General features: G+C 59.6%; 19 protein-coding genes and 1 pseudogene. 5 read left to right on the forward strand and 15 right to left on the reverse strand.

Annotated features, from left to right (window positions below):
* Positions 1-170 precede the first annotated feature (170 nt).
* From AFK66_RS13205 to sdhC, 4 genes and pseudogenes are all read right to left on the reverse strand, one after another.
* A complete protein-coding gene (locus AFK66_RS13205; protein ID WP_004387831.1) occupies positions 171-887 on the reverse strand; it encodes a succinate dehydrogenase iron-sulfur subunit in 717 nt (238 codons plus the stop codon).
* Positions 888-902: 15 nt separating this feature from the next.
* Complete coding sequence (gene sdhA, locus AFK66_RS13210) at positions 903-2,669, reverse strand: succinate dehydrogenase flavoprotein subunit (protein WP_007781922.1); 1,767 nt, start codon at positions 2,667-2,669, stop codon at positions 903-905.
* Positions 2,670-3,017: a succinate dehydrogenase membrane anchor subunit gene (sdhD, locus tag AFK66_RS13215; RefSeq protein WP_004387833.1), complete on the reverse strand. Its 348-nt coding sequence runs from the start codon at positions 3,015-3,017 to the stop codon at positions 2,670-2,672.
* Positions 3,011-3,414: pseudogene (gene sdhC, locus AFK66_RS13220) on the reverse strand (succinate dehydrogenase cytochrome b556 subunit). Before sdhC ends, sdhD begins: the two are co-directional and overlap by 7 nt.
* A 347-nt stretch (positions 3,415-3,761) precedes the next feature.
* Between sdhC and AFK66_RS23255 the strand changes: the two are divergent.
* Both AFK66_RS23255 and AFK66_RS13225 read left to right on the forward strand, forming a co-directional pair.
* Entirely contained in the window at positions 3,762-3,821 is a 60-nt protein-coding gene (locus tag AFK66_RS23255) for a hypothetical protein (RefSeq protein WP_421757418.1), read from the forward strand.
* 231 nt (positions 3,822-4,052) lie between these two features.
* Positions 4,053-5,339, forward strand: a complete 1,287-nt coding sequence (locus AFK66_RS13225; RefSeq protein ID WP_004387835.1) for a citrate synthase — start codon at positions 4,053-4,055, stop codon at positions 5,337-5,339.
* A gap of 260 nt (positions 5,340-5,599) precedes the next feature.
* On the opposite strand, the gene nei is transcribed toward AFK66_RS13225, so the two are convergent.
* The 4 genes from nei to AFK66_RS13245 form a co-directional block, all read right to left on the reverse strand.
* Positions 5,600-6,391, reverse strand: coding sequence for an endonuclease VIII (gene nei / locus AFK66_RS13230; protein WP_023899138.1), 792 nt, complete (start codon positions 6,389-6,391; stop codon positions 5,600-5,602).
* A 106-nt stretch (positions 6,392-6,497) separates the two neighbouring features.
* Positions 6,498-7,493, reverse strand: coding sequence for a DUF2891 domain-containing protein (locus AFK66_RS13235; RefSeq protein ID WP_023899139.1), 996 nt, complete (start codon positions 7,491-7,493; stop codon positions 6,498-6,500).
* A gap of 19 nt (positions 7,494-7,512) precedes the next feature.
* Entirely contained in the window at positions 7,513-8,499 is a 987-nt protein-coding gene (locus AFK66_RS13240; protein WP_007781904.1) for a DUF979 domain-containing protein, read from the reverse strand.
* Positions 8,496-9,218, reverse strand: a complete 723-nt coding sequence (locus tag AFK66_RS13245; protein ID WP_004386657.1) for a DUF969 domain-containing protein — start codon at positions 9,216-9,218, stop codon at positions 8,496-8,498. Before AFK66_RS13245 ends, AFK66_RS13240 begins: the two co-directional genes overlap by 4 nt.
* Before the next feature lie 244 nt (positions 9,219-9,462).
* Between AFK66_RS13245 and AFK66_RS13250 the strand changes: the two genes are divergently transcribed.
* Positions 9,463-10,011, forward strand: a complete 549-nt coding sequence (locus AFK66_RS13250; protein ID WP_007781901.1) for a winged helix DNA-binding protein — start codon at positions 9,463-9,465, stop codon at positions 10,009-10,011.
* A gap of 1 nt (position 10,012) precedes the next feature.
* Here AFK66_RS13250 and pxpA read toward each other — a convergent pair whose 3' ends face one another.
* The 7 genes from pxpA to AFK66_RS13285 form a co-directional block, all read right to left on the reverse strand.
* Complete coding sequence (gene pxpA, locus AFK66_RS13255) at positions 10,013-10,747, reverse strand: 5-oxoprolinase subunit PxpA (protein WP_007781898.1); 735 nt, start codon at positions 10,745-10,747, stop codon at positions 10,013-10,015.
* Positions 10,737-11,669 carry a 5-oxoprolinase subunit PxpC gene (gene pxpC, locus AFK66_RS13260; protein ID WP_023899140.1) on the reverse strand — a complete coding sequence of 311 codons (933 nt, stop codon included), beginning with the start codon at positions 11,667-11,669 and terminating at the stop codon, positions 10,737-10,739. Before pxpC ends, pxpA begins: the two co-directional genes overlap by 11 nt.
* A complete protein-coding gene (gene pxpB / locus AFK66_RS13265; protein ID WP_007781895.1) occupies positions 11,663-12,319 on the reverse strand; it encodes a 5-oxoprolinase subunit PxpB in 657 nt (218 codons plus the stop codon). Before pxpB ends, pxpC begins: the two co-directional genes overlap by 7 nt.
* Positions 12,320-12,339: 20 nt before the next feature.
* Positions 12,340-13,083, reverse strand: coding sequence for a type 2 GTP cyclohydrolase I (locus AFK66_RS13270; RefSeq protein ID WP_007781893.1), 744 nt, complete (start codon positions 13,081-13,083; stop codon positions 12,340-12,342).
* Positions 13,084-13,093: 10 nt separating this feature from the next.
* Positions 13,094-14,515, reverse strand: coding sequence for a deoxyribodipyrimidine photo-lyase (phrB, locus tag AFK66_RS13275; RefSeq protein ID WP_038882549.1), 1,422 nt, complete (start codon positions 14,513-14,515; stop codon positions 13,094-13,096).
* Positions 14,516-14,527: 12 nt separating this feature from the next.
* Complete coding sequence (locus AFK66_RS13280; RefSeq protein ID WP_007781887.1) at positions 14,528-15,481, reverse strand: YbgA family protein; 954 nt, start codon at positions 15,479-15,481, stop codon at positions 14,528-14,530.
* A gap of 149 nt (positions 15,482-15,630) precedes the next feature.
* Positions 15,631-15,837: a YbfA family protein gene (locus tag AFK66_RS13285; RefSeq protein WP_004387164.1), complete on the reverse strand. Its 207-nt coding sequence runs from the start codon at positions 15,835-15,837 to the stop codon at positions 15,631-15,633.
* Between the two features lie 316 nt (positions 15,838-16,153).
* Between AFK66_RS13285 and kdpF the strand changes: the two genes are divergently transcribed.
* Both kdpF and kdpA read left to right on the forward strand, forming a co-directional pair.
* On the forward strand, positions 16,154-16,243 hold the full coding sequence (kdpF, locus tag AFK66_RS21540; protein WP_015386886.1) for a K(+)-transporting ATPase subunit F: 90 nt from the start codon (positions 16,154-16,156) through the stop codon (positions 16,241-16,243).
* Entirely contained in the window at positions 16,243-17,925 is a 1,683-nt protein-coding gene (gene kdpA / locus AFK66_RS13290) for a potassium-transporting ATPase subunit KdpA (RefSeq protein ID WP_007781882.1), read from the forward strand. Before kdpF ends, kdpA begins: the two co-directional genes overlap by 1 nt.
* The last annotated feature ends 20 nt before the right edge of the window (positions 17,926-17,945 follow it).

Below are 17,945 nucleotides of genomic sequence, written 5' to 3' on the forward strand. Positions count from 1 at the left end.
ACTATGCTCCTGGGGATGCGCTCAGTTGCCGCCTTGTCTCGCTCTGAACGCCTCGATTACTGGTACTACTCTGTAGCGGTTTTTAAAGGTTTCCTGCTTTTCCCTCTCCCCTCAGGGAGAGGGACACTTATATGTAGGGCGGGTAAGCCCGCCACTACTACAACGCTTACTTACGCGCTGCGCTGCAACAACATCGACTTAATGTGGCCGATGGCGCGCGTCGGGTTTAACCCTTTCGGACAGACGCTCACGCAGTTCATGATGCTATGGCAACGGAACACGCTGAACGCATCGCTCAGGCCATCCAGGCGCGCGTTGGTTTCGGTATCGCGGCTGTCGATAAGGAAACGGTACGCCGCCAGCAGGCCTGCCGGGCCGATGAACTTGTCCGGGTTCCACCAGAACGACGGGCACGACGTGGAGCAGCAGGCGCACAGAATGCACTCATACAGCCCGTCGAGCTTCTCGCGCTGCTCCGGCATCTGCAAATGTTCGCGCGCCGGCGGATTCTGCCCATTATTCAACAAGTAAGGTTTAATCTTCTCATATTGGGCGTAGAACTGTCCCATGTCCACTACCAGGTCGCGGATAACCGGCAGGCCAGGCAACGGACGGATAACGATTTTCTGCTTGCCCGCGCCCAGGCTTGAGACCGGCGTAATACAGGCGAGGCCGTTTTTGCCGTTCATGTTCAGGCCATCGGAGCCACAGACGCCTTCGCGGCAGGAGCGACGGAAAGAGAGGCTCGGATCCTTCTCTTTCAGCAGCATCAGGGCGTCGAGCAGCATCATGTCGCGCCCTTCTTCCTGCTCCAGGGTGTAATCCTGCATGCGCGGCGCGTCGTCGACATCCGGGTTATAGCGATAAATGGAAAACTCGAGTTTCATCACATTGCTCCGCTCTTAATAAGTACGCACTTTCGGCGGGAAAGCCGGGCGCAGCTTAGGCTGCATATTCACTTCGCGACGCGTCATGCTCTCGGTTTGCGGCAAATAGAGGCTGTGGCACAGCCAGTTTTCGTCGTCGCGGTCCGGGTAGTCGAAGCGGCTGTGCGCGCCACGGCTCTCGGTACGGAAGTTCGCCGATACGGCGGTGGCGTAAGCGGTTTCCATCAGGTTATCCAGCTCCAGACACTCAACGCGCTGGGTGTTGAACTCGCTGGAGGTATCGTCCAGACGGGCGTTTTTCAGGCGCTCGCGGATAGCTTTCAGCTGCTCAAGCCCTTTGGCCATCGCGTCGCCTTCGCGGAATACCGAGAAGTTATGCTGCATACATTCCTGCAGCGCTTTGCGGATTTCGACCGGATCTTCGCCGCTGCGGTTGTTGTTCCAGCGGTTGAGGCGCTCCAGCGAGAACTCCACGTCGGAGTCGCTGGCGTCGCGAAGCTGGCCCTGCTCGGCGATGGATTCCTGCAAATGCAGGCCCGCCGCGCGGCCGAACACCACAAGGTCAAGCAGCGAGTTGCCGCCCAGACGGTTCGCACCGTGTACGGATACGCAGGCGATTTCGCCGACCGCGAACAGGCCCGGGATCACCACGTCTTCGCCCTTCTCGTTCACGGTCAGCGCCTGGCCGGTCACTTTGGTCGGAATACCGCCCATCATATAGTGGCAGGTCGGGATAACCGGGATCGGCTCTTTGACCGGGTCAACGTGAGCAAAGGTACGGGAGAGTTCCAGGATGCCCGGCAGGCGGGATTCCAGCACTTCTTTACCGAGATGGTCGAGCTTCAGCTTGGCGTGCGGGCCCCACGGACCGTCGCAGCCGCGGCCTTCGCGGATTTCAATCATGATAGAGCGCGCAACGACGTCGCGGCCCGCCAGATCTTTCGCGTTCGGCGCGTAACGCTCCATAAAGCGCTCGCCATGTTTGTTGAGCAGGTAGCCGCCTTCGCCGCGGCACCCTTCGGTGACGAGTACGCCCGCGCCGGCGATGCCGGTCGGATGGAACTGCCACATTTCCATGTCCTGCACCGGCACGCCAGCGCGCAGCGCCATGCCGACACCGTCGCCGGTGTTAATGTGGGCGTTGGTGGTAGACTGATAAATACGGCCTGCGCCGCCGGTCGCCAGCACGGTCGCGCGGGCTTTAAAGTAGACCACTTCGCCGGTTTCGATGCACAGTGCGGTGCAACCCACCACCGCGCCATCCTGGTTTTTCACCAGATCCAGCGCATACCACTCAGAGAAAATGGTGGTGTGGTTTTTCAGGTTCTGCTGATAGAGCGTATGCAGCAGCGCGTGACCGGTACGGTCCGCCGCCGCCGCGGTGCGCGCGGCCTGCTCGCCGCCGAAGTTTTTCGACTGGCCGCCGAACGGGCGCTGATAAATACGGCCGTCATCAAGACGGGAGAACGGCAGCCCCATGTGCTCAAGCTCCAGAATCGCTTCCGGGCCGGTTTTACACATATATTCAATCGCGTCCTGGTCGCCGATATAGTCGGAACCTTTTACCGTGTCATACATGTGCCATTCCCAGTTATCTTCATGGGAATTGCCAAGCGCAACGGTAATGCCGCCCTGGGCGGAGACGGTGTGAGAACGGGTCGGGAACACCTTGGAAAGCAGCGCACAGGTCTGGCCGCTCTGGGAAATCTGCAGCGCCGCGCGCATACCTGCGCCGCCTGCGCCAATAACAACGGCATCAAATTCTCTGACTGGCAAATTCATTTACACACCCCACACCACAACAAATCCATAAATCACGTAAACCACCAGCGCGACAACAATCGCGAGCTGCAAAAACAGACGCAGCGCCAGATGTTTTACGTAGTCGGTCAGCACCTGCCACATCCCAATCCAGGTATGGACGAGAATCGAAATCAGGGTCAGCAGGGTGAACACTTTGGTGAAGGTGGATGAGAAGAAACCAGTCCAGACTTCCCAGGTCAGGTCGCCGTTCATCGCGAAGAAACCGATCATATAAATGATATACAGCGTCATTACGATGGAGGTGGCGCGAACCAGGATGAAGTCATGTACGCCGTTGCGTCCTAATGCGGAGGCGTTGCTTACCATACGAGGACTCCTGCGAGAATTGAAAGCACGACAGTGATAATAAAAGCGAACTTAGCGGAGCGTTGGCCTGCTGCGAAGGTTTCTTCAAGATAGCCGAAATCCATCAGCATGTGGCGAACGCCGCCAACAACGTGGTAAGCCAGCGCTGTCAGAATGCCCCACAGGATGAATTTAACGAAGAAGCTGTCCATGATGTTGGACGCAGTCAGAAAGCCTTCTTGAGACGAGAGAGAGAGTCCTAACAACCACAGCAGAATGCCGACGGCGACAAAGGTAATCACGCCGGAAACGCGGTGGAGGATAGAAGCAATCGCGGTGACAGGAAACCGGATCGTTGTCAGATCCAGGTTGACAGGTCGTTGTTTATTCACCTTTTTTATCATGAATGCGCCCACATGCTGTTCTTATTGTGTCCTTCCTCCGGTCTGCAGGCGGGTCAAGCAGCGTCATTTTTCTATAACTCCGCGTCATGCAAAATCACCGCTTCCAAAGGCTGCATGACGCGTTACTACGCTGGGTGGCTCGCGGTTGCAAGGTGTTCCGGAGACCTGGCGGCAGTATAGGATGTTCACAATATCATTACAATTAACCTACAAATTCTTTAGCCGCTTTTGGTCGGAACAGTGACCAGGATCACGATAACAACATTATTTTAAATTTTAATCATCTGATTTGACAAATGTTAAACAAATTAGTTACAAACATCACCAGGAAATGCATATAATTCGCAAAAGTTATGGGGTCATGCTTTCACCTGACAATAAGTTATGTAACAGTGTGCCAGTATTGACCGCAGTAATTTAGCCCGGTATTAGTGATAAACAGGTTTGACAAATACTGACGGCTAACACCCTGATTTACTGTTGTTTCACCCAGGTTTGAATGGTTGCCTGCAAGCCGCCCATCGCTCTGTACCCTGGTTTCCCCTCTGAAACAGAGCTGCGCGCCACACAACAAACTGGCAACTGTCCCCTGCTGGCTGGAGGTAAATCGGCGGTTAACCGTCGCAAGCAACAGGCGCTAAGGAGACCGTAAATGGCTGATAAAAAAGCAAACCTAACCTATAACGGTGATGGTGCTATTGAACTGGATGTGCTAAAAGGCACGCTCGGTCAGGATGTAATCGATATCCGTAGTCTTGGTTCTAAAGGTGTTTTCACGTTCGACCCCGGCTTTACTTCCACCGCATCCTGCGAGTCCAAAATCACCTTTATTGATGGTGACGAAGGTATCCTGCTGCACCGCGGTTTCCCTATCGATCAGTTAGCCACCGAATCTAACTATCTCGAAGTATGTTACATCCTGCTCTACGGCGAGAAGCCGACCCAGGAGCAGTATGACGAATTCAGAACCACCGTCACCCGCCACACCATGATCCATGAGCAGATCACGCGCCTGTTCCACGGTTTCCGTCGCGACTCGCATCCGATGGCGGTACTGTGCGGTGTGACCGGCGCGCTGGCGGCGTTCTATCACGACTCGCTGGACGTCAATAACCCGCGTCACCGTGAAATCGCGGCATTCCGTCTGCTCTCCAAGATGCCAACGGTTGCAGCGATGTGTTACAAATATTCGATCGGTCAGCCGTTTGTTTATCCGCGTAACGATCTCTCCTACTCCGGCAACTTCCTGAATATGATGTTCTCCACCCCGTGCGAGCCTTACGAGGTCAACCCGGTACTGGAGCGCGCAATGGATCGCATTCTGATCCTGCACGCAGATCATGAGCAGAACGCATCAACCTCTACCGTACGTACCGCAGGCTCCTCCGGCGCGAACCCGTTCGCGTGTATCGCCGCGGGCATCGCCTCCCTGTGGGGACCGGCGCACGGCGGCGCTAACGAAGCCGCACTCAAGATGCTGGAAGAGATCAGCACCGTTGAGCACATTCCGGAATTCGTGCGCCGCGCGAAAGACAAAAACGACTCTTTCCGCCTGATGGGCTTCGGTCATCGCGTTTATAAAAACTATGACCCGCGCGCCACCGTAATGCGCGAAACCTGCCACGAAGTGCTGAAAGAGCTGGGCACCAAAGACGATCTGCTGGAAGTGGCGATGGAGCTGGAAAACATCGCGCTGAACGACCCGTATTTCATCGAGAAGAAACTCTACCCGAACGTGGATTTCTACTCCGGCATCATCCTGAAAGCGATGGGCATTCCGTCTTCCATGTTTACCGTTATCTTCGCGATGGCGCGTACCGTAGGCTGGATTGCACACTGGAACGAGATGCACAGCGAAGGCATGAAGATCGCGCGTCCGCGTCAGCTGTACACCGGCTACGAGCAGCGTGATTTCAAATCTGACCTGACCAAACGTTAATTTGACGCTGCGGTTAATCTGAAAAACGCGCCTTCGGGCGCGTTTTTTTATGGGCGTTTTGGCAGCTCGGCGGGTGCGTTGCGCTAAAGCGCCATGGGAAAATCTGGTGGGTGCGCTGCGCTTACCCACCCTACACCGAACAACCGTTTTTGTATTTAACGTAGGGCGGGTAAGCGAAGCGCACCCGCCACAACCCATCTATGTTTCACGTAGGGCGGGTAAGCAACGCGCACCCGCCATTTCCCTGGCCCACGCATCCCCTACGCCTGACACCCCGGACACCAGTAAAACGGCCGTGACGACAGCGTCGTCTTCTCGATAATTCCCCCGCAGCGGCGGCATTTCTTCCCGGCGCGGTGAAACACCTCGAAGCGAAACAGCGCGCCGTGATGCTTATTCTCATCCACCGTCCCGCGCGTTTCATAAGACAGCCGGGGGATCTCAAGACACGCGCTGGCGAGCGCATCAAGCTGCGTATTACTCAACTCTATTGCCTTGTGGCGCGGGGCAAGCTGCGCCTGCCAGAGGATCTCCACACGCAGATAATTGCCAAGCCCCGCGAGAAACGCCTGGTCCAGCAGCAGCCCGCTGAACTGACGGCGGTGAAAGCGCGGGCTCAGGAGCCGTTCTTTCACCTGCTCCACTGTCAGCGACATATCCAGCACGTCCGGCCCGACGCGCTGCAAAAACGCGTGCGCCGCCACGCCGTCGGCATCCAGCATCTCGATTTCCGAGGCGCTGTAAAGCAGCACCGCGGCGTCTTCGGTTTCGAGCCGCACGCGCAGGCTTCGCGTCGTTTGCGGCGTTTCGCCCGCCTTCACCACACGCCAGACGCCATACAGCTGGTTGTGGCTGTAGAGCGTCAGCCCACACGAGAAATGCGTCAGCAGCGCCTTGCCGCGGGTTTCAAAACGCTCGACCCGCGCGCCGGTCAGTTGCGCTTCAAACGGTTTTAATTCAGGAAACGCAAACCAGACGTGGGTCAGCGGTTTGCCCGCGACTGCTGCTTCAAGCTTGTCCGCCGCGCGGCGGATCTCCGGTCCTTCCGGCATCGTTCATCCTTTTCAGGTTACTTACGCATTAAAACATCAGGATAAACTGTAGCAGCAGGCGCCGGGAGAAAAAGACAACTGCCGCAAAAAAGCGACGGTTAACGGGTTACTCCAGCGCCAGCAGCGCGAAGCTTGCCAGCCAGTGGCCGCCGCTGTAGTGGCTGCCGACCACATGCTCAACGCTTGCCGCGAGATGGCGCTGCACCGCCCCCTGCAGCGCCGTCTGCGCAGGGTGTTCTTCCGGGAGCGCCGCGGCGATATGCTTCATGCACCAGGCGCGGCTCAGGTTAAGCCCGTCGAGGTGGGCGATTTTCGGGTCGGCGCGATCGCTCACCACCGCCGGGTGCATCAGCGCCGCCACGTTGCCGATATCCGGCAGATACGCGTCAAACCAGGCCGGGAAATTGTCCGCCGTTTTACTCATCAGCAGCGCTTCGGTGAGCGCGCCGGAGAGATACTCATCGCCGCCCGGCTCGTAGTGCGCCGGGTAGTCGGTATCGGCCTGATAAAAGCGCGTCGTCGCGTCAGTGATGGCGCGCTCAAGCGTCTCATCACCAAGCGCGCGGGCGTAATCCAGCCCGAGGGCGAGCGCAAACGCCGTGTTGTAATGGGTGCCGACGCGAATCGGGTACGTCAGCTTGCTGAGGTAATCGATAAGGCGCGTGCGGATATCCTGGGTCAGCGGCTCCAGCATTTCATGCCAGCGCGCGGCCTGCGGCAGGTCAGATTCGTGAAGCTCCTGCGCGAGCGCCAGCAGCCAGCCGTAGCCATACGGGCGCTCAAACGAGGCGCGGAATGGCGCGGTGAAATACGCCACTTCGCGCGCCACATTCGCAGGCGTGATGTGTTCATCGAACAGCGCGACAATCTCTTCGCGGCACGACAGCGTCGGGTAGCGGCGCAGGCAGCGCAGCAGCAGCCAGTAACCGTGCACCGCCGAATGCCAGTCAAAGCAGCCGTAGAAAATCGGGTGCAGTTCGCGCGGCGGCAGCGCGTCGGCGTCATCATTCATCAGATGCATGATGTGGTTCGGATACTCCTGGCGCAGATAGGTCAGGGGCATCCGGGCAAAGGCGTCGGCCTGGGGTTGTGTCAGTGTCATAACAGCTCCTTAGTGGGCCTTAGCGAAATACGATGAAATACATCAGGAAAACGTTCACCAACAGCAGCGTCAGCGCCGTCGGGATCTGAATTTTTATCACCTGATATTTGTCTTTCAGCTCCAGCAGCGCGGCGGGAACGATATTGAAATTCGCCGCCATCGGCGTCATCAGCGTGCCGCAGTAGCCCGCGTACATGCCGATGGCCAGCAGCGGTGCCGGGTCGCCGTGGTGATGGTTAATCAACAGCGGCAGCGCGATGCCCGCGCTCAGCACCGGGAACGCCGCAAACGCGTTACCCATAATCATCGTGAACAGCGCCATGCCGATGCAGTAGATAACCACCAGCATAAAGCGATTTTCCGGGTCGACGAACAGGCTCACCACGCGCTGCACCGCCGTGCCGGTATCGGCGGCGACAAACACCCCGCCGAGCATCGCCAGCATCTGCGGCAGGATCACCGCCCAGCCGATGGTATCCACCAGACGGCGCGACTGGCGAATCGCATGCAGCGGCGTGCCGTGCGTGAGCCACCAGCCCACCAGCAGCGCCGCGACACACGCCACGCACAGCGCGGCGAGCGTCAGCTGTTTTTGATCCAGCAGGAACACACCGCCCACCGAGACGCCCTTCATAAACAGCGTGCCAATCACCGTCACCACCGGGATCAGCAGCGCCGGCAGAAACAGCCAGTTGCCCAGACGCTGGGACGACGCCTCGCGCTCCTCCTCGGTGGACATTTTATAGTGCCCCTTCCCGACCAGCCCAAAGCCCGCCAGCAGCGCGATAACAATCACCGCGCCGCCGATAATGCGGTAGGCCAGCGAGCGGCCCAGTTCCTGCACCAGCAGATCGCCGAAAAGAAAAATCCCGCCGAACAGGAACCAGAACAGCGCGGTGGTAAAGCGTTTCGGATTACCACGATCGCGAAGCGTCATCACCACCAGCAGCATGACGATAAAACCAATCAGGTAGTAGACGCGGTTAATGGTCAGCAACGTACTCATTGCGCGGCCTCCTGATTGCCCTGCTCTGCGCGCCAGGCCAACACCTCGCGGCGAATGCTGGCGTCTAAGCGCAGCAGGCGCGCCATATGGATAATCAGAGCCGCAATCGCGGTCGGAATGGCCCACAGGCCGATATGCAGCGGCTCAATGCCAGGAATGCCGTTCTCTTTCAGGAACGCGTCAATCAGCAGTACCGCGCCGAAGGCGATGAAAATATCTTCACCGAAAAACACCGCGATATTGTCGCAGGCGGCAGCGTGGGCTTTAATTTTGTCGCGGATGTGCGCAGGCAGCTCGCCATATTCATTAAGCGCCGCGCCTTCCGCCATGGGTGCCAGCAACGGGCGCACGGTCTGGGCGTGGCCGCCAAGCGACATCAGCCCGAGCGCCGCGGTGCCTTCACGCACCACGAAATAGAGCATCAGAATACGCGCCGAGGTGGCGCTGGCGATTTTCGCCACCCATGCCTGGGCGCGCTCTTTCAGGCCGTAATACTCCAGCAGGCCAATGACCGGCAGGATCAGAATGAAAGTCGCGAGCGAGCGGCTGTTGACGAACTTTTCACCGAAGGTTTCCAGCAGCATGCCGAAATCCATGCCGACGGTAAGCCCGGTCGTCAGCCCGGCGACCACCACCACCAGCAGTGGGTTAAAACGCAGCGCGAAACCGATAACCACCACCGGAATACCGATGAGCGGCAACAGAGAGGAACCGTCCATACATTGTTACCCTTTCCAAAGTGAGCGTTGCACGCCGAAGGCTATTCTGCTCCTTCGCCAGTGGCGAAGCGTGGGCATTGCGGCGAACGTTGTTGTGTGAGAGGCGCTGTGAACGTGCAGAACCTGACCGAAAAGCTATATCTGAACGGTGAAATTATGTAAACAATTTATCAATAAAATGTTTTTATTTTGTCGGTGACGTTTTATAGTTTTTGCCAATACCCCCAAAAGCGTAAGGGACGCCATGAGCCGTAAAAAAGCTGTTGTATCAACTGATAACGACGATATTGCCGACGGGCGCATTGTGTCGTCCCGCCATCTGGTGTCGGAGCGTTGCGCGGAATTATCGGAGCTGGAGTACGCGCTGATCATGACCAGCAACGCCTTTAATAAATGGATGGTGCGCTGCATGACGGCGGCGGGCGAGCCGGATATGGGCGCGTTTGATGTCTCGCTGTTGCATCACGTTAACCACCGCAACCGCAAGAAAAAGCTCGCGGATATCTGCTTTGTGCTCAACGTGGAAGACACGCATATCGTGACCTATGCGCTGAAAAAGCTGGTGAAGGCCGGGTATGTCACCAGTGAAAAGGTGGGTAAAGAGCTCTATTTTTCGACGACAGAGGAAGGTAAAGCGCTGTGTATGAAATACCGCGACGTGCGCGAGGCGTGTCTTATCGCGATTCAGGCCGAGAGCGGAATACCGGGCGCGGCGATTGGTGAAACGGCCCAACTGCTGCGCACCATCGCCTCGCTTTACGACACCGCCGCGCGGGCGGCGGCATCGCTCTGAGTTACGCGCTGACCTGAATCTGGCGCGCGTCGAACGCCTCGCGTAACCGGCGCGCGAACGCCAGCGCGTGCGCGCCGTCGCCGTGCAGGCAAACCGTCTGGGCATTGACTGTCGCCCACGTCCCGTCGCGGCTGCGCACCCGCCCTTCCTGCACCATCATCAGCGTGCGCGACACCGCCTCGTCGTCATCTTCAATCAACGCGCCCGGCTCGCTGCGGGGCACCAGCGCGCCGTCGGCCAGATAACCGCGATCGGCGAAGACCTCTTCGCGCGTGGCGAGCCGATAACGCGCGCCCGCGCGGATAAGCTCGCTGCCCGCCAGCCCCACCAGAATCAGCGACGCATCAACATCCTTCACCGCCTGCGCGATGGCGTCGGCAAGCGCCGCGTTTTTCGCCGCCTGGTTATAGAGCATGCCGTGCGGCTTCACGTGCGCCAGCCTGCCGCCTTCGGCGCGGGCGATAGCCGCGAGCGCGCCGACCTGATAAAGCGTTTCGGCGTAAATCGTCTCTGGCGGCAGCTGCATCGCCGTACGCCCGAAGTTTTCACGATCCGCGAAGCCCGGATGCGCGCCAATCGCCACGCCGTGCGCCAGCGCCAGCCGCACGCTCTCGCGCATGGTCTGCGCATCGCCCGCGTGGAAGCCGCAGGCGATATTGGCCGAGCTAATGAGCGGCATCAGCTGCGCGTCGTTGCCGCAGCCCTCGCCGAGATCGGCGTTGAGATCAATCTTCATCGTTAAGCCGCCATGCCAGTTGTTGCAGATAACGCGCCCGGTCGCTGCGCGCTTCCAGCGCCTCTTCGATGGAGCATTGCACGAAGTGAACCGGCTCGCCGAGGCGCAGCTGCGCGAGGTTATAGCGATCGGCGTCGATGACACACGCGATGCGCGGGTAGCCGCCGGTGGTCTGGGCGTCATTCATCAGCACGATGGGCTGGCCGCCGTGCGGCACCTGCACTACGCCCGGCAGCAGACCGTGAGACACCAGGTCGCGTCTGGTGGTGCGCTCCAGCACATGGCCGTGCAGCCGGTAACCCATGCGGTTACTCTGCGGGCTTAGCTGCCACGGCGTGCGCCAGAAGGCTTCTTTCGACGCCTCGCTGAATTCGTGATACTCCGGCCCCGGCAGCGCGCGAATGCGGTTGCCCCACAGCAGTTGCTTCACGCCGCGCGCCTCGCGGAAATGGCGCGTGGGCGTATTCAGGGGCAGCACGTCGCCGTCGCGCAGGGGGCGTCCTTCAAAACCACCGAGGCCCGTTTTCACATCGGTACTGCGCGAACCCATGACTTCCGGCACATCGAAACCGCCCGCCAGCGCCAGATAGCTGCGCATACCGCGGCGCGGTAGTTTGAGGCTCAGGCGCTCGCCCGCACGGGCGCGCAGCCGCCAGCCGGTCCAGACGGCGCGTTCGTTAAGCGTCGCGTCGCAGCCCGCGCCGGTGAGCGCAAACCAGGTGTCTTCGGTGAACTCCACCACGCACTGACCGAGTGTTATCTCCAGCGCCGCCGCATCAGGATCATTGCCCACCAGCAGGTTGGCGATGTGCAGCGACGGGCCATCCAGCGCGCCGCACTGGCTCACGCCGTACTGGCGCAGCCCAAAACGGCCGCCATCCTGAATGGTGGCGTGCATGCCTGCGCGAATAATCTTCAGCATACGCCCTCCTTTTGCGGCACAAAGCGTACCGTGTCGCCCGGCGCGAGCAGGCCCGGCGGGTTACTGTGCGGATCAAACAGCGCGCGCGAGGTGTGGCCGATAATCTGCCAGCCGCCAGGCGTAGGCAGCGGATAGATGCCCGTCTGGCTGCCGCCGATGCCAACCGAGCCCGCGGGTACCTGAAGGCGCGGCTCAGCGCGACGCGGCGTGGCAAGCTCCGGTGCCAGCCCGCCGAGATACGGAAAGCCTGGCTGAAAGCCGATGAAATAGACCACGTAGTCGACCTGCGCATGCATTTCAACCACCTGTTTCTCACTTAGCCCGGCGTGGTTCGCGACCACCGACAGATCCGGCCCGGCGTCTTTGCCGTACACCACCGGGATTTCAATGCGCCGCGCGTCGGGAATGATCGCCTCGCTCTCCTCCCACCAGCGTTGCAGCCGCTCGATAGCGTCCAGCGCCATCGTGCCGGGTTCCCGCAGCATCACGGTAATGTTATTCATGCCAGGAATGACTTCCACCACAGCGGGCACGTCCGCGAGGCGCTGCACCAGCCCCCAGATGCGCTGCTGGCTGGCAAGCGTGACGGGCGGCTCCAGCTCCAGTACCACGGCGCTTTCGCCTAACAGATAACAACGGGCTCGCTGCACGTTTTCCTCTCCTGAGTGGGTTAAGCCGGGTTCGGGATATCGATAAAGGTCACGTCCAGATCGGTGGTTTCATTCAGCCATTCGCTAAGCGCGCGAATGCCGCCGCGCTCGGTGGCGTGGTGGCCTGCCGCATAGAAGTGCAGCGACTGCTCGCGCGCCGAGTGGATGGTCTGCTCAGACACTTCGCCAGTGATAAAGGCGTCAACGCCGAAACGCGCCGCGCTATCGATAAAGCTCTGTCCGCCGCCGGTACACCAGGCGACGCGCTTAATCAGATCAGGCCCGGTATCGCCGCACCACAGCGGACGACGGCCCAGACGCGCTTCAAGCCAGGAGGCGAACTCCGGGCCTGACACCGCCATCGACAGCTCGCCCCACGGCACCAGCGGCTCGATCTCGCCCTTCACTTCAATGCCGAGCAGCTGCGCGAGCTGGACGTTATTGCCAAGCTGCGGATGCGCATCGAGCGGCAGATGCCAGCCGTAGAGGTTAATATCATTAGTGAGCAGCGTTTTCAGGCGGTTGCGCTTCATGCCGCGCACCACAGGCGATTCGCCCTTCCAGAAATAGCCGTGATGGACGATCACCGCGTCCGCCTCCAGGCGCACCGCTTCGTCGAGCAGCGCCTGGCTTGCGGTAACGCCGGCGACGATTTTGCGCACCTCATCGCGGCCCTCAACCTGCAAGCCGTTCGGAGCGTAGTCGCTGAACGTCGCGCTGTTGAGCTTGTCGTTGATCAGTTGTTCCAGTTCGCTGTTTTTCATGGTCTCTCTCTTATTCCTTGCGGGCCGCTTCGTACGCCGCGAGCGTCGCGACGCGCGCCTGTTTGTGATCGACAATCGGCTGCGGATAACGCAGCGCCTTGCCGTTTTTCTTCGCCCACAGATGCGGCTCATGCACCGCCTTGCCGGGAATATGGCTCAGTTCCGGCACCCAGCGGCGGATAAACTCGCCCTCAGCGTCAAACCGCTGCCCCTGCGTGGTGGGGTTGAAGATACGGAAATAGGGCGCGGCGTCGGTGCCGGTGGAGGCCGCCCACTGCCAGCCGCCGTTGTTGGCGGCAAAATCGCCGTCGATTAACTGCGACATAAAATAGCGTTCGCCGCGCCGCCAGTCGACCAGTAAGTCTTTGACCAGAAAGCTCGCGGTGATCATCCGCAGCCGGTTGTGCATCCAGCCCGTGGCGTTCATCTGGCGCATGGCGGCATCGACAATCGGATAACCCGTGTTGCCTTCGCACCACGCCTGAAAATGCGCGTCGCTCTGCTGCCACGCCACCCGCGCCGTCCAGTCGATAAACGGCTGATGGCGGCACAGGTGCGGCCAGGCGACGATCAAATGCCGGTAGAATTCGCGCCAGATAAGCTCATTCAACCACACCGCCCCGCTGCCGCCTTCCAGCGCGCGCGGGTGTTCGGTTAACAGACGATGCAGGCACTGGCGCGGCGACAGCACGCCGATGGCGAGATACGGCGACAATAAACTGGTGCCGCGAATCGCCGGGAAATCGCGCTTTTCCTGGTAGTCGTCCGCGGCCGTCTGGCAAAACTCCCGCAGGCGTTTAAGCGCGGCCTCTTCGCCTGCCGGGAACAGCAGCGCGTCCGGCGTCTCACACGGGTAATCGAACGGCGCAAGCGCAGGCACATCGGTTATCGCGCCGCCGTTACGCGGCTTCGGCGCACTGACGCAGGCCGGTAATCCTTCGCCGAGACGGCGTAAAAATGCCCGGCTGTAAGGTGTGAACACTTTATACATCTCGCCGTTGCCGGTAACGACGCTTCCGGGCGGCAGCATTACGCTGTCGTCAAAGCCCGGACAGGCGACGCGGCCCTCCAGCCTGCGCTCAACGGCGGCGTCGCGCCGGGCTTCGTTCAGCTCATACTGATAGTTGTAAAAAAGTGCGGAAACCTGCTGTTCGTCGCAAAACGCGGCCAGCGCGTCAACGGCGGCGGCGAAATCGGGCGCCTCGCGCGTAAACAGCGCAATGCCACGCTTCGCCAGCGCCTGTTGCAGGGCTTCCAGGTTTTGGTGAATAAACGCGGCCTGACGCGGCGCGAGGGTGTGATCGCGCCACTGCTGCGGGGTTGCGATAAACAGGCCGATGACCCGCGCGTCGGGGTCCCGGCAGGCGGCGGCGAGCGCCAGATTGTCGTTGACGCGCAGATCCGCGCGAAACCAGACCAGATGCGTGGTCATAACACTCCTTGTTTAACGGCCATAGCGCAGGCGCAGCGCTTCCGGGTACGGCTCGAAGTAGCGTTGTTGATCAAGATAAGCGTCAGGGTATTCCGCCATGTAGTGCTTAAGCAGCGTCACCGGTGCCAGCAGCGGCTGCGTGCCCTGGCGGTAGCGGTCGATAAGCGCGGAAAGCTCCTGGCGCTGACGTCCGTTGAGCTGGTTGCGGAAATAGCCCTGCACGTGCATCAACACGTTGGTGTGGTTGCGGCGGGTCGCATGAATAGAGAGCAGCGTCATCAGGCGCAGGCGGTACTCGTCGAAAAACGCCTCCAGCGAATCCCACTGGTCGATAGCGGCCACAAAGCGACCCAGCTCACGGTAGAGCGGCTGCGAGTGCGCCAGCAGCAGCAGTTTGTAGCGGCTGTGGAAGGCGATGAGATTGCCACGCGTCAGCCCTTCGGCGCGCAGCGCGTGAAGTTCATGCAGCGTATAAATGCGCTCAACGAAGTTTTCGCGAATAGCCGGATCGTGCAAACGTCCGTCCTCTTCCACCGGCAGCCACGGCAGCGCGTTCATCAGGATTTCGGTATAAATGCCGCGGCCGGCTTTACGGTTGTTTTTACCGTCGGCATCGTAGACGCGCACGCGCTCCATGCCGCAGCTTGGCGATTTGGCGCAGACGATATAACCGCACAGGTGATCCAGACGGCTGACGCGCTCGCGCGAAAAGGTCTGCATCTCAGCGGTTAAATCCCCTTCGCGCTTATCGCTAAAGCGCAGCGCCAGGCCGTCGTCGGTTTTCACCAGGCGCAGCGCCGGGCGCGGCACCGGCAGGCCGACCGCCATCTCCGGGCAGACAGGCTCATATTTCACCCAGGGGGCCAGCTCTTCCACCGCAAAGGCGAGCCGTTTATGGCCGCCGTCGAAACGCACATTTTCCCCTAAAAGACAGGCGCTAATGCCAACAGGGATTTTTATACTCATTCGGCCATCCTCATTTTTATACACTCTCAGTGTAGCCAGAGGCGGCCTGTTAACACCAGTCTGATGACAGCGAAAAACGCAGCGGCGAGGGATGTCGCAGGCATAAAAAAACCGCTCTTTGTGAGCGGTTTTTCAGGGAGTCGCGCGAATCAGTAGAAATAGCTGGCGGTTTGTTCCGCCTGCGCCATCCATACCGGCTGATCGCTGGTTTTCGACCACACGCGATGCAGATAGCTGTAAAAACGCGAACGGTCTTTCCAGAACAGCATCACCGGCAGGGCCGCAATGCCGACCAGGAGCACTAACGCGCGACGCAGGAAGACCTGATGCGCAGGATATTTTTTATATAAAGACATAGGTTTTTCCCCCTTAACTTAACATGCCCGGCAATCAAGGCCGGAAACCGGATTTTGTGAGCTGGTTAAAATTGTATCGCTTTGCCTGTAATTTTACTACTCATCCGACCAGCTTTTAGGGTGAATTCTTACCATCTTTACAATTGATATCGTAAATAAGTTACAAAACGGTTAAATAAATACTAACCTGCAGTTAAATCATGGCTTTTGCCATTTTTATATTTTTTTTACACCCCGCTTCGCGATTTTTGCGAAACCTTTACGCCCGAATCCCTACCCTCTGCACATATTCAAAAAATCCCACTGGAGGTGGATTGTGAGTGCAGGCCTGATAACCGGCATCGTGCTGGTTTTCCTGTTACTGGGCTATCTGGTATATGCCCTGATTAATGCGGAGGCGTTCTGATGGCGGCGTCCGCATTTTTACTTATCGCCAGTTTCCTGCTGGTGCTGATGGCGCTGGCGAAACCGCTGGGCAGCCTGCTGGCCCGGTTGATTAACGGCGAAGCCTTGCCGGGCGTGGGCGGCGTGGAGCGCGCGCTCTGGGCCGTGCTCGGCATTCGTCAGGAAGAGATGGACTGGAAGCGCTACCTGCTGGCTATTCTGGTATTTAACACGCTCGGTCTGGTGCTGCTGTTCGTTATTCTGATGTGCCAGGGCGTGCTGCCGCTGAACCCGCAGAACCTGCCGGGGATGTCCTGGCATCTGGCGCTCAATACCGCGGTGAGTTTCGTCGCCAATACCAACTGGCAGTCGTACGCGGGCGAAAGCACCGTCAGCTATTTCAGCCAGATGGCGGGCCTCGCGGTGCAGAATTTCCTCTCGGCGGCGACCGGCATTGCGGTGGCGTTTGCGCTGATCCGCGCCTTCGCGCGCCAGTCGGCGACCACGCTTGGCAACGCCTGGCAGGATCTCACCCGCGTCACGCTGTGGGTGCTGATGCCCATTTCGCTGATTATCGCCCTGTTCTTTATTCAGCAAGGCGCGATTCAGAACTTCTCAGCCTACCAGCCGTTCACCACGCTGGAAGGCGCACGGCAGATGCTGCCGATGGGGCCGGTGGCGTCGCAGGAGGCGATCAAAATGCTCGGCACCAACGGCGGCGGCTTCTTTAACGCCAACTCCTCGTACCCCTTTGAGAACCCGACCGCACTCACCAATTTCGTGCAAATGCTGGCTATTTTCTTGATCCCGGCGGCGCTCTGCTTCGCCTTTGGCGATGCGGTGGGCGACGCGCGTCAGGGCCGCGCCATTCTCTGGACCATGACGGTGATTTTCGTGGTCTGCGTGGCGCTGGTGATGTGGGCTGAAACCACGGGCAACCCGCACTTCCTGACGCTCGGCGCTGACAGCGCCGCCAATATGGAAGGCAAAGAGAGCCGCTTTGGCATTCTTGCGAGCAGCCTGTTTGCGGTCGTCACCACGGCAGCCTCCTGCGGCGCGGTAAACGCCATGCATGACTCCTTTACCGCGCTCGGCGGCATGATCCCGATGTGGCTGATGCAGATTGGCGAAGTGGTCTTCGGCGGCGTCGGCTCCGGGCTGTACGGGATGCTGCTGTTCGTGCTGCTGGGCGTGTTTATCGCAGGCCTGATGATTGGCCGCACGCCGGAATACCTCGGTAAGAAAATCGACGTGCGCGAGATGAAAATGACCGCGCTGGCGATTCTGGTGACGCCTGCACTGGTGCTGCTCGGCACCGCGCTCGCCATGATGACCGACGCGGGCCGGGCGGGCATGTTCAACCCCGGCATTCACGGCTTCAGCGAAGTGCTCTACGCGGTGTCGTCCGCCGCCAATAACAACGGCAGCGCCTTCGGCGGCCTCAGCGCCAACACGCCGTTCTGGAACCTGCTGCTGGCGTTCTGCATGTGGTTTGGCCGCTTCCTGGTCATTATTCCTGTGATGGCGATAGCCGGCTCGCTCGCCGCCAAAAAAGCGCAGCCCGCAAGCCCCGGCACGCTGCCCACCCACGGCGCGCTGTTTATCGGCCTGCTGACGGGTACGGTGCTGCTGGTTGGCGCCCTGACGTTTATCCCCGCCCTCGCCTTAGGCCCGGTCGCGGAACATCTTTCTCTTGTGAAATGACCATTGCGGAGTCGCTATCC

The organism is Cronobacter malonaticus LMG 23826 (genome assembly GCF_001277215.2).
GTDB lineage: Bacteria > Pseudomonadota > Gammaproteobacteria > Enterobacterales > Enterobacteriaceae > Cronobacter > Cronobacter malonaticus.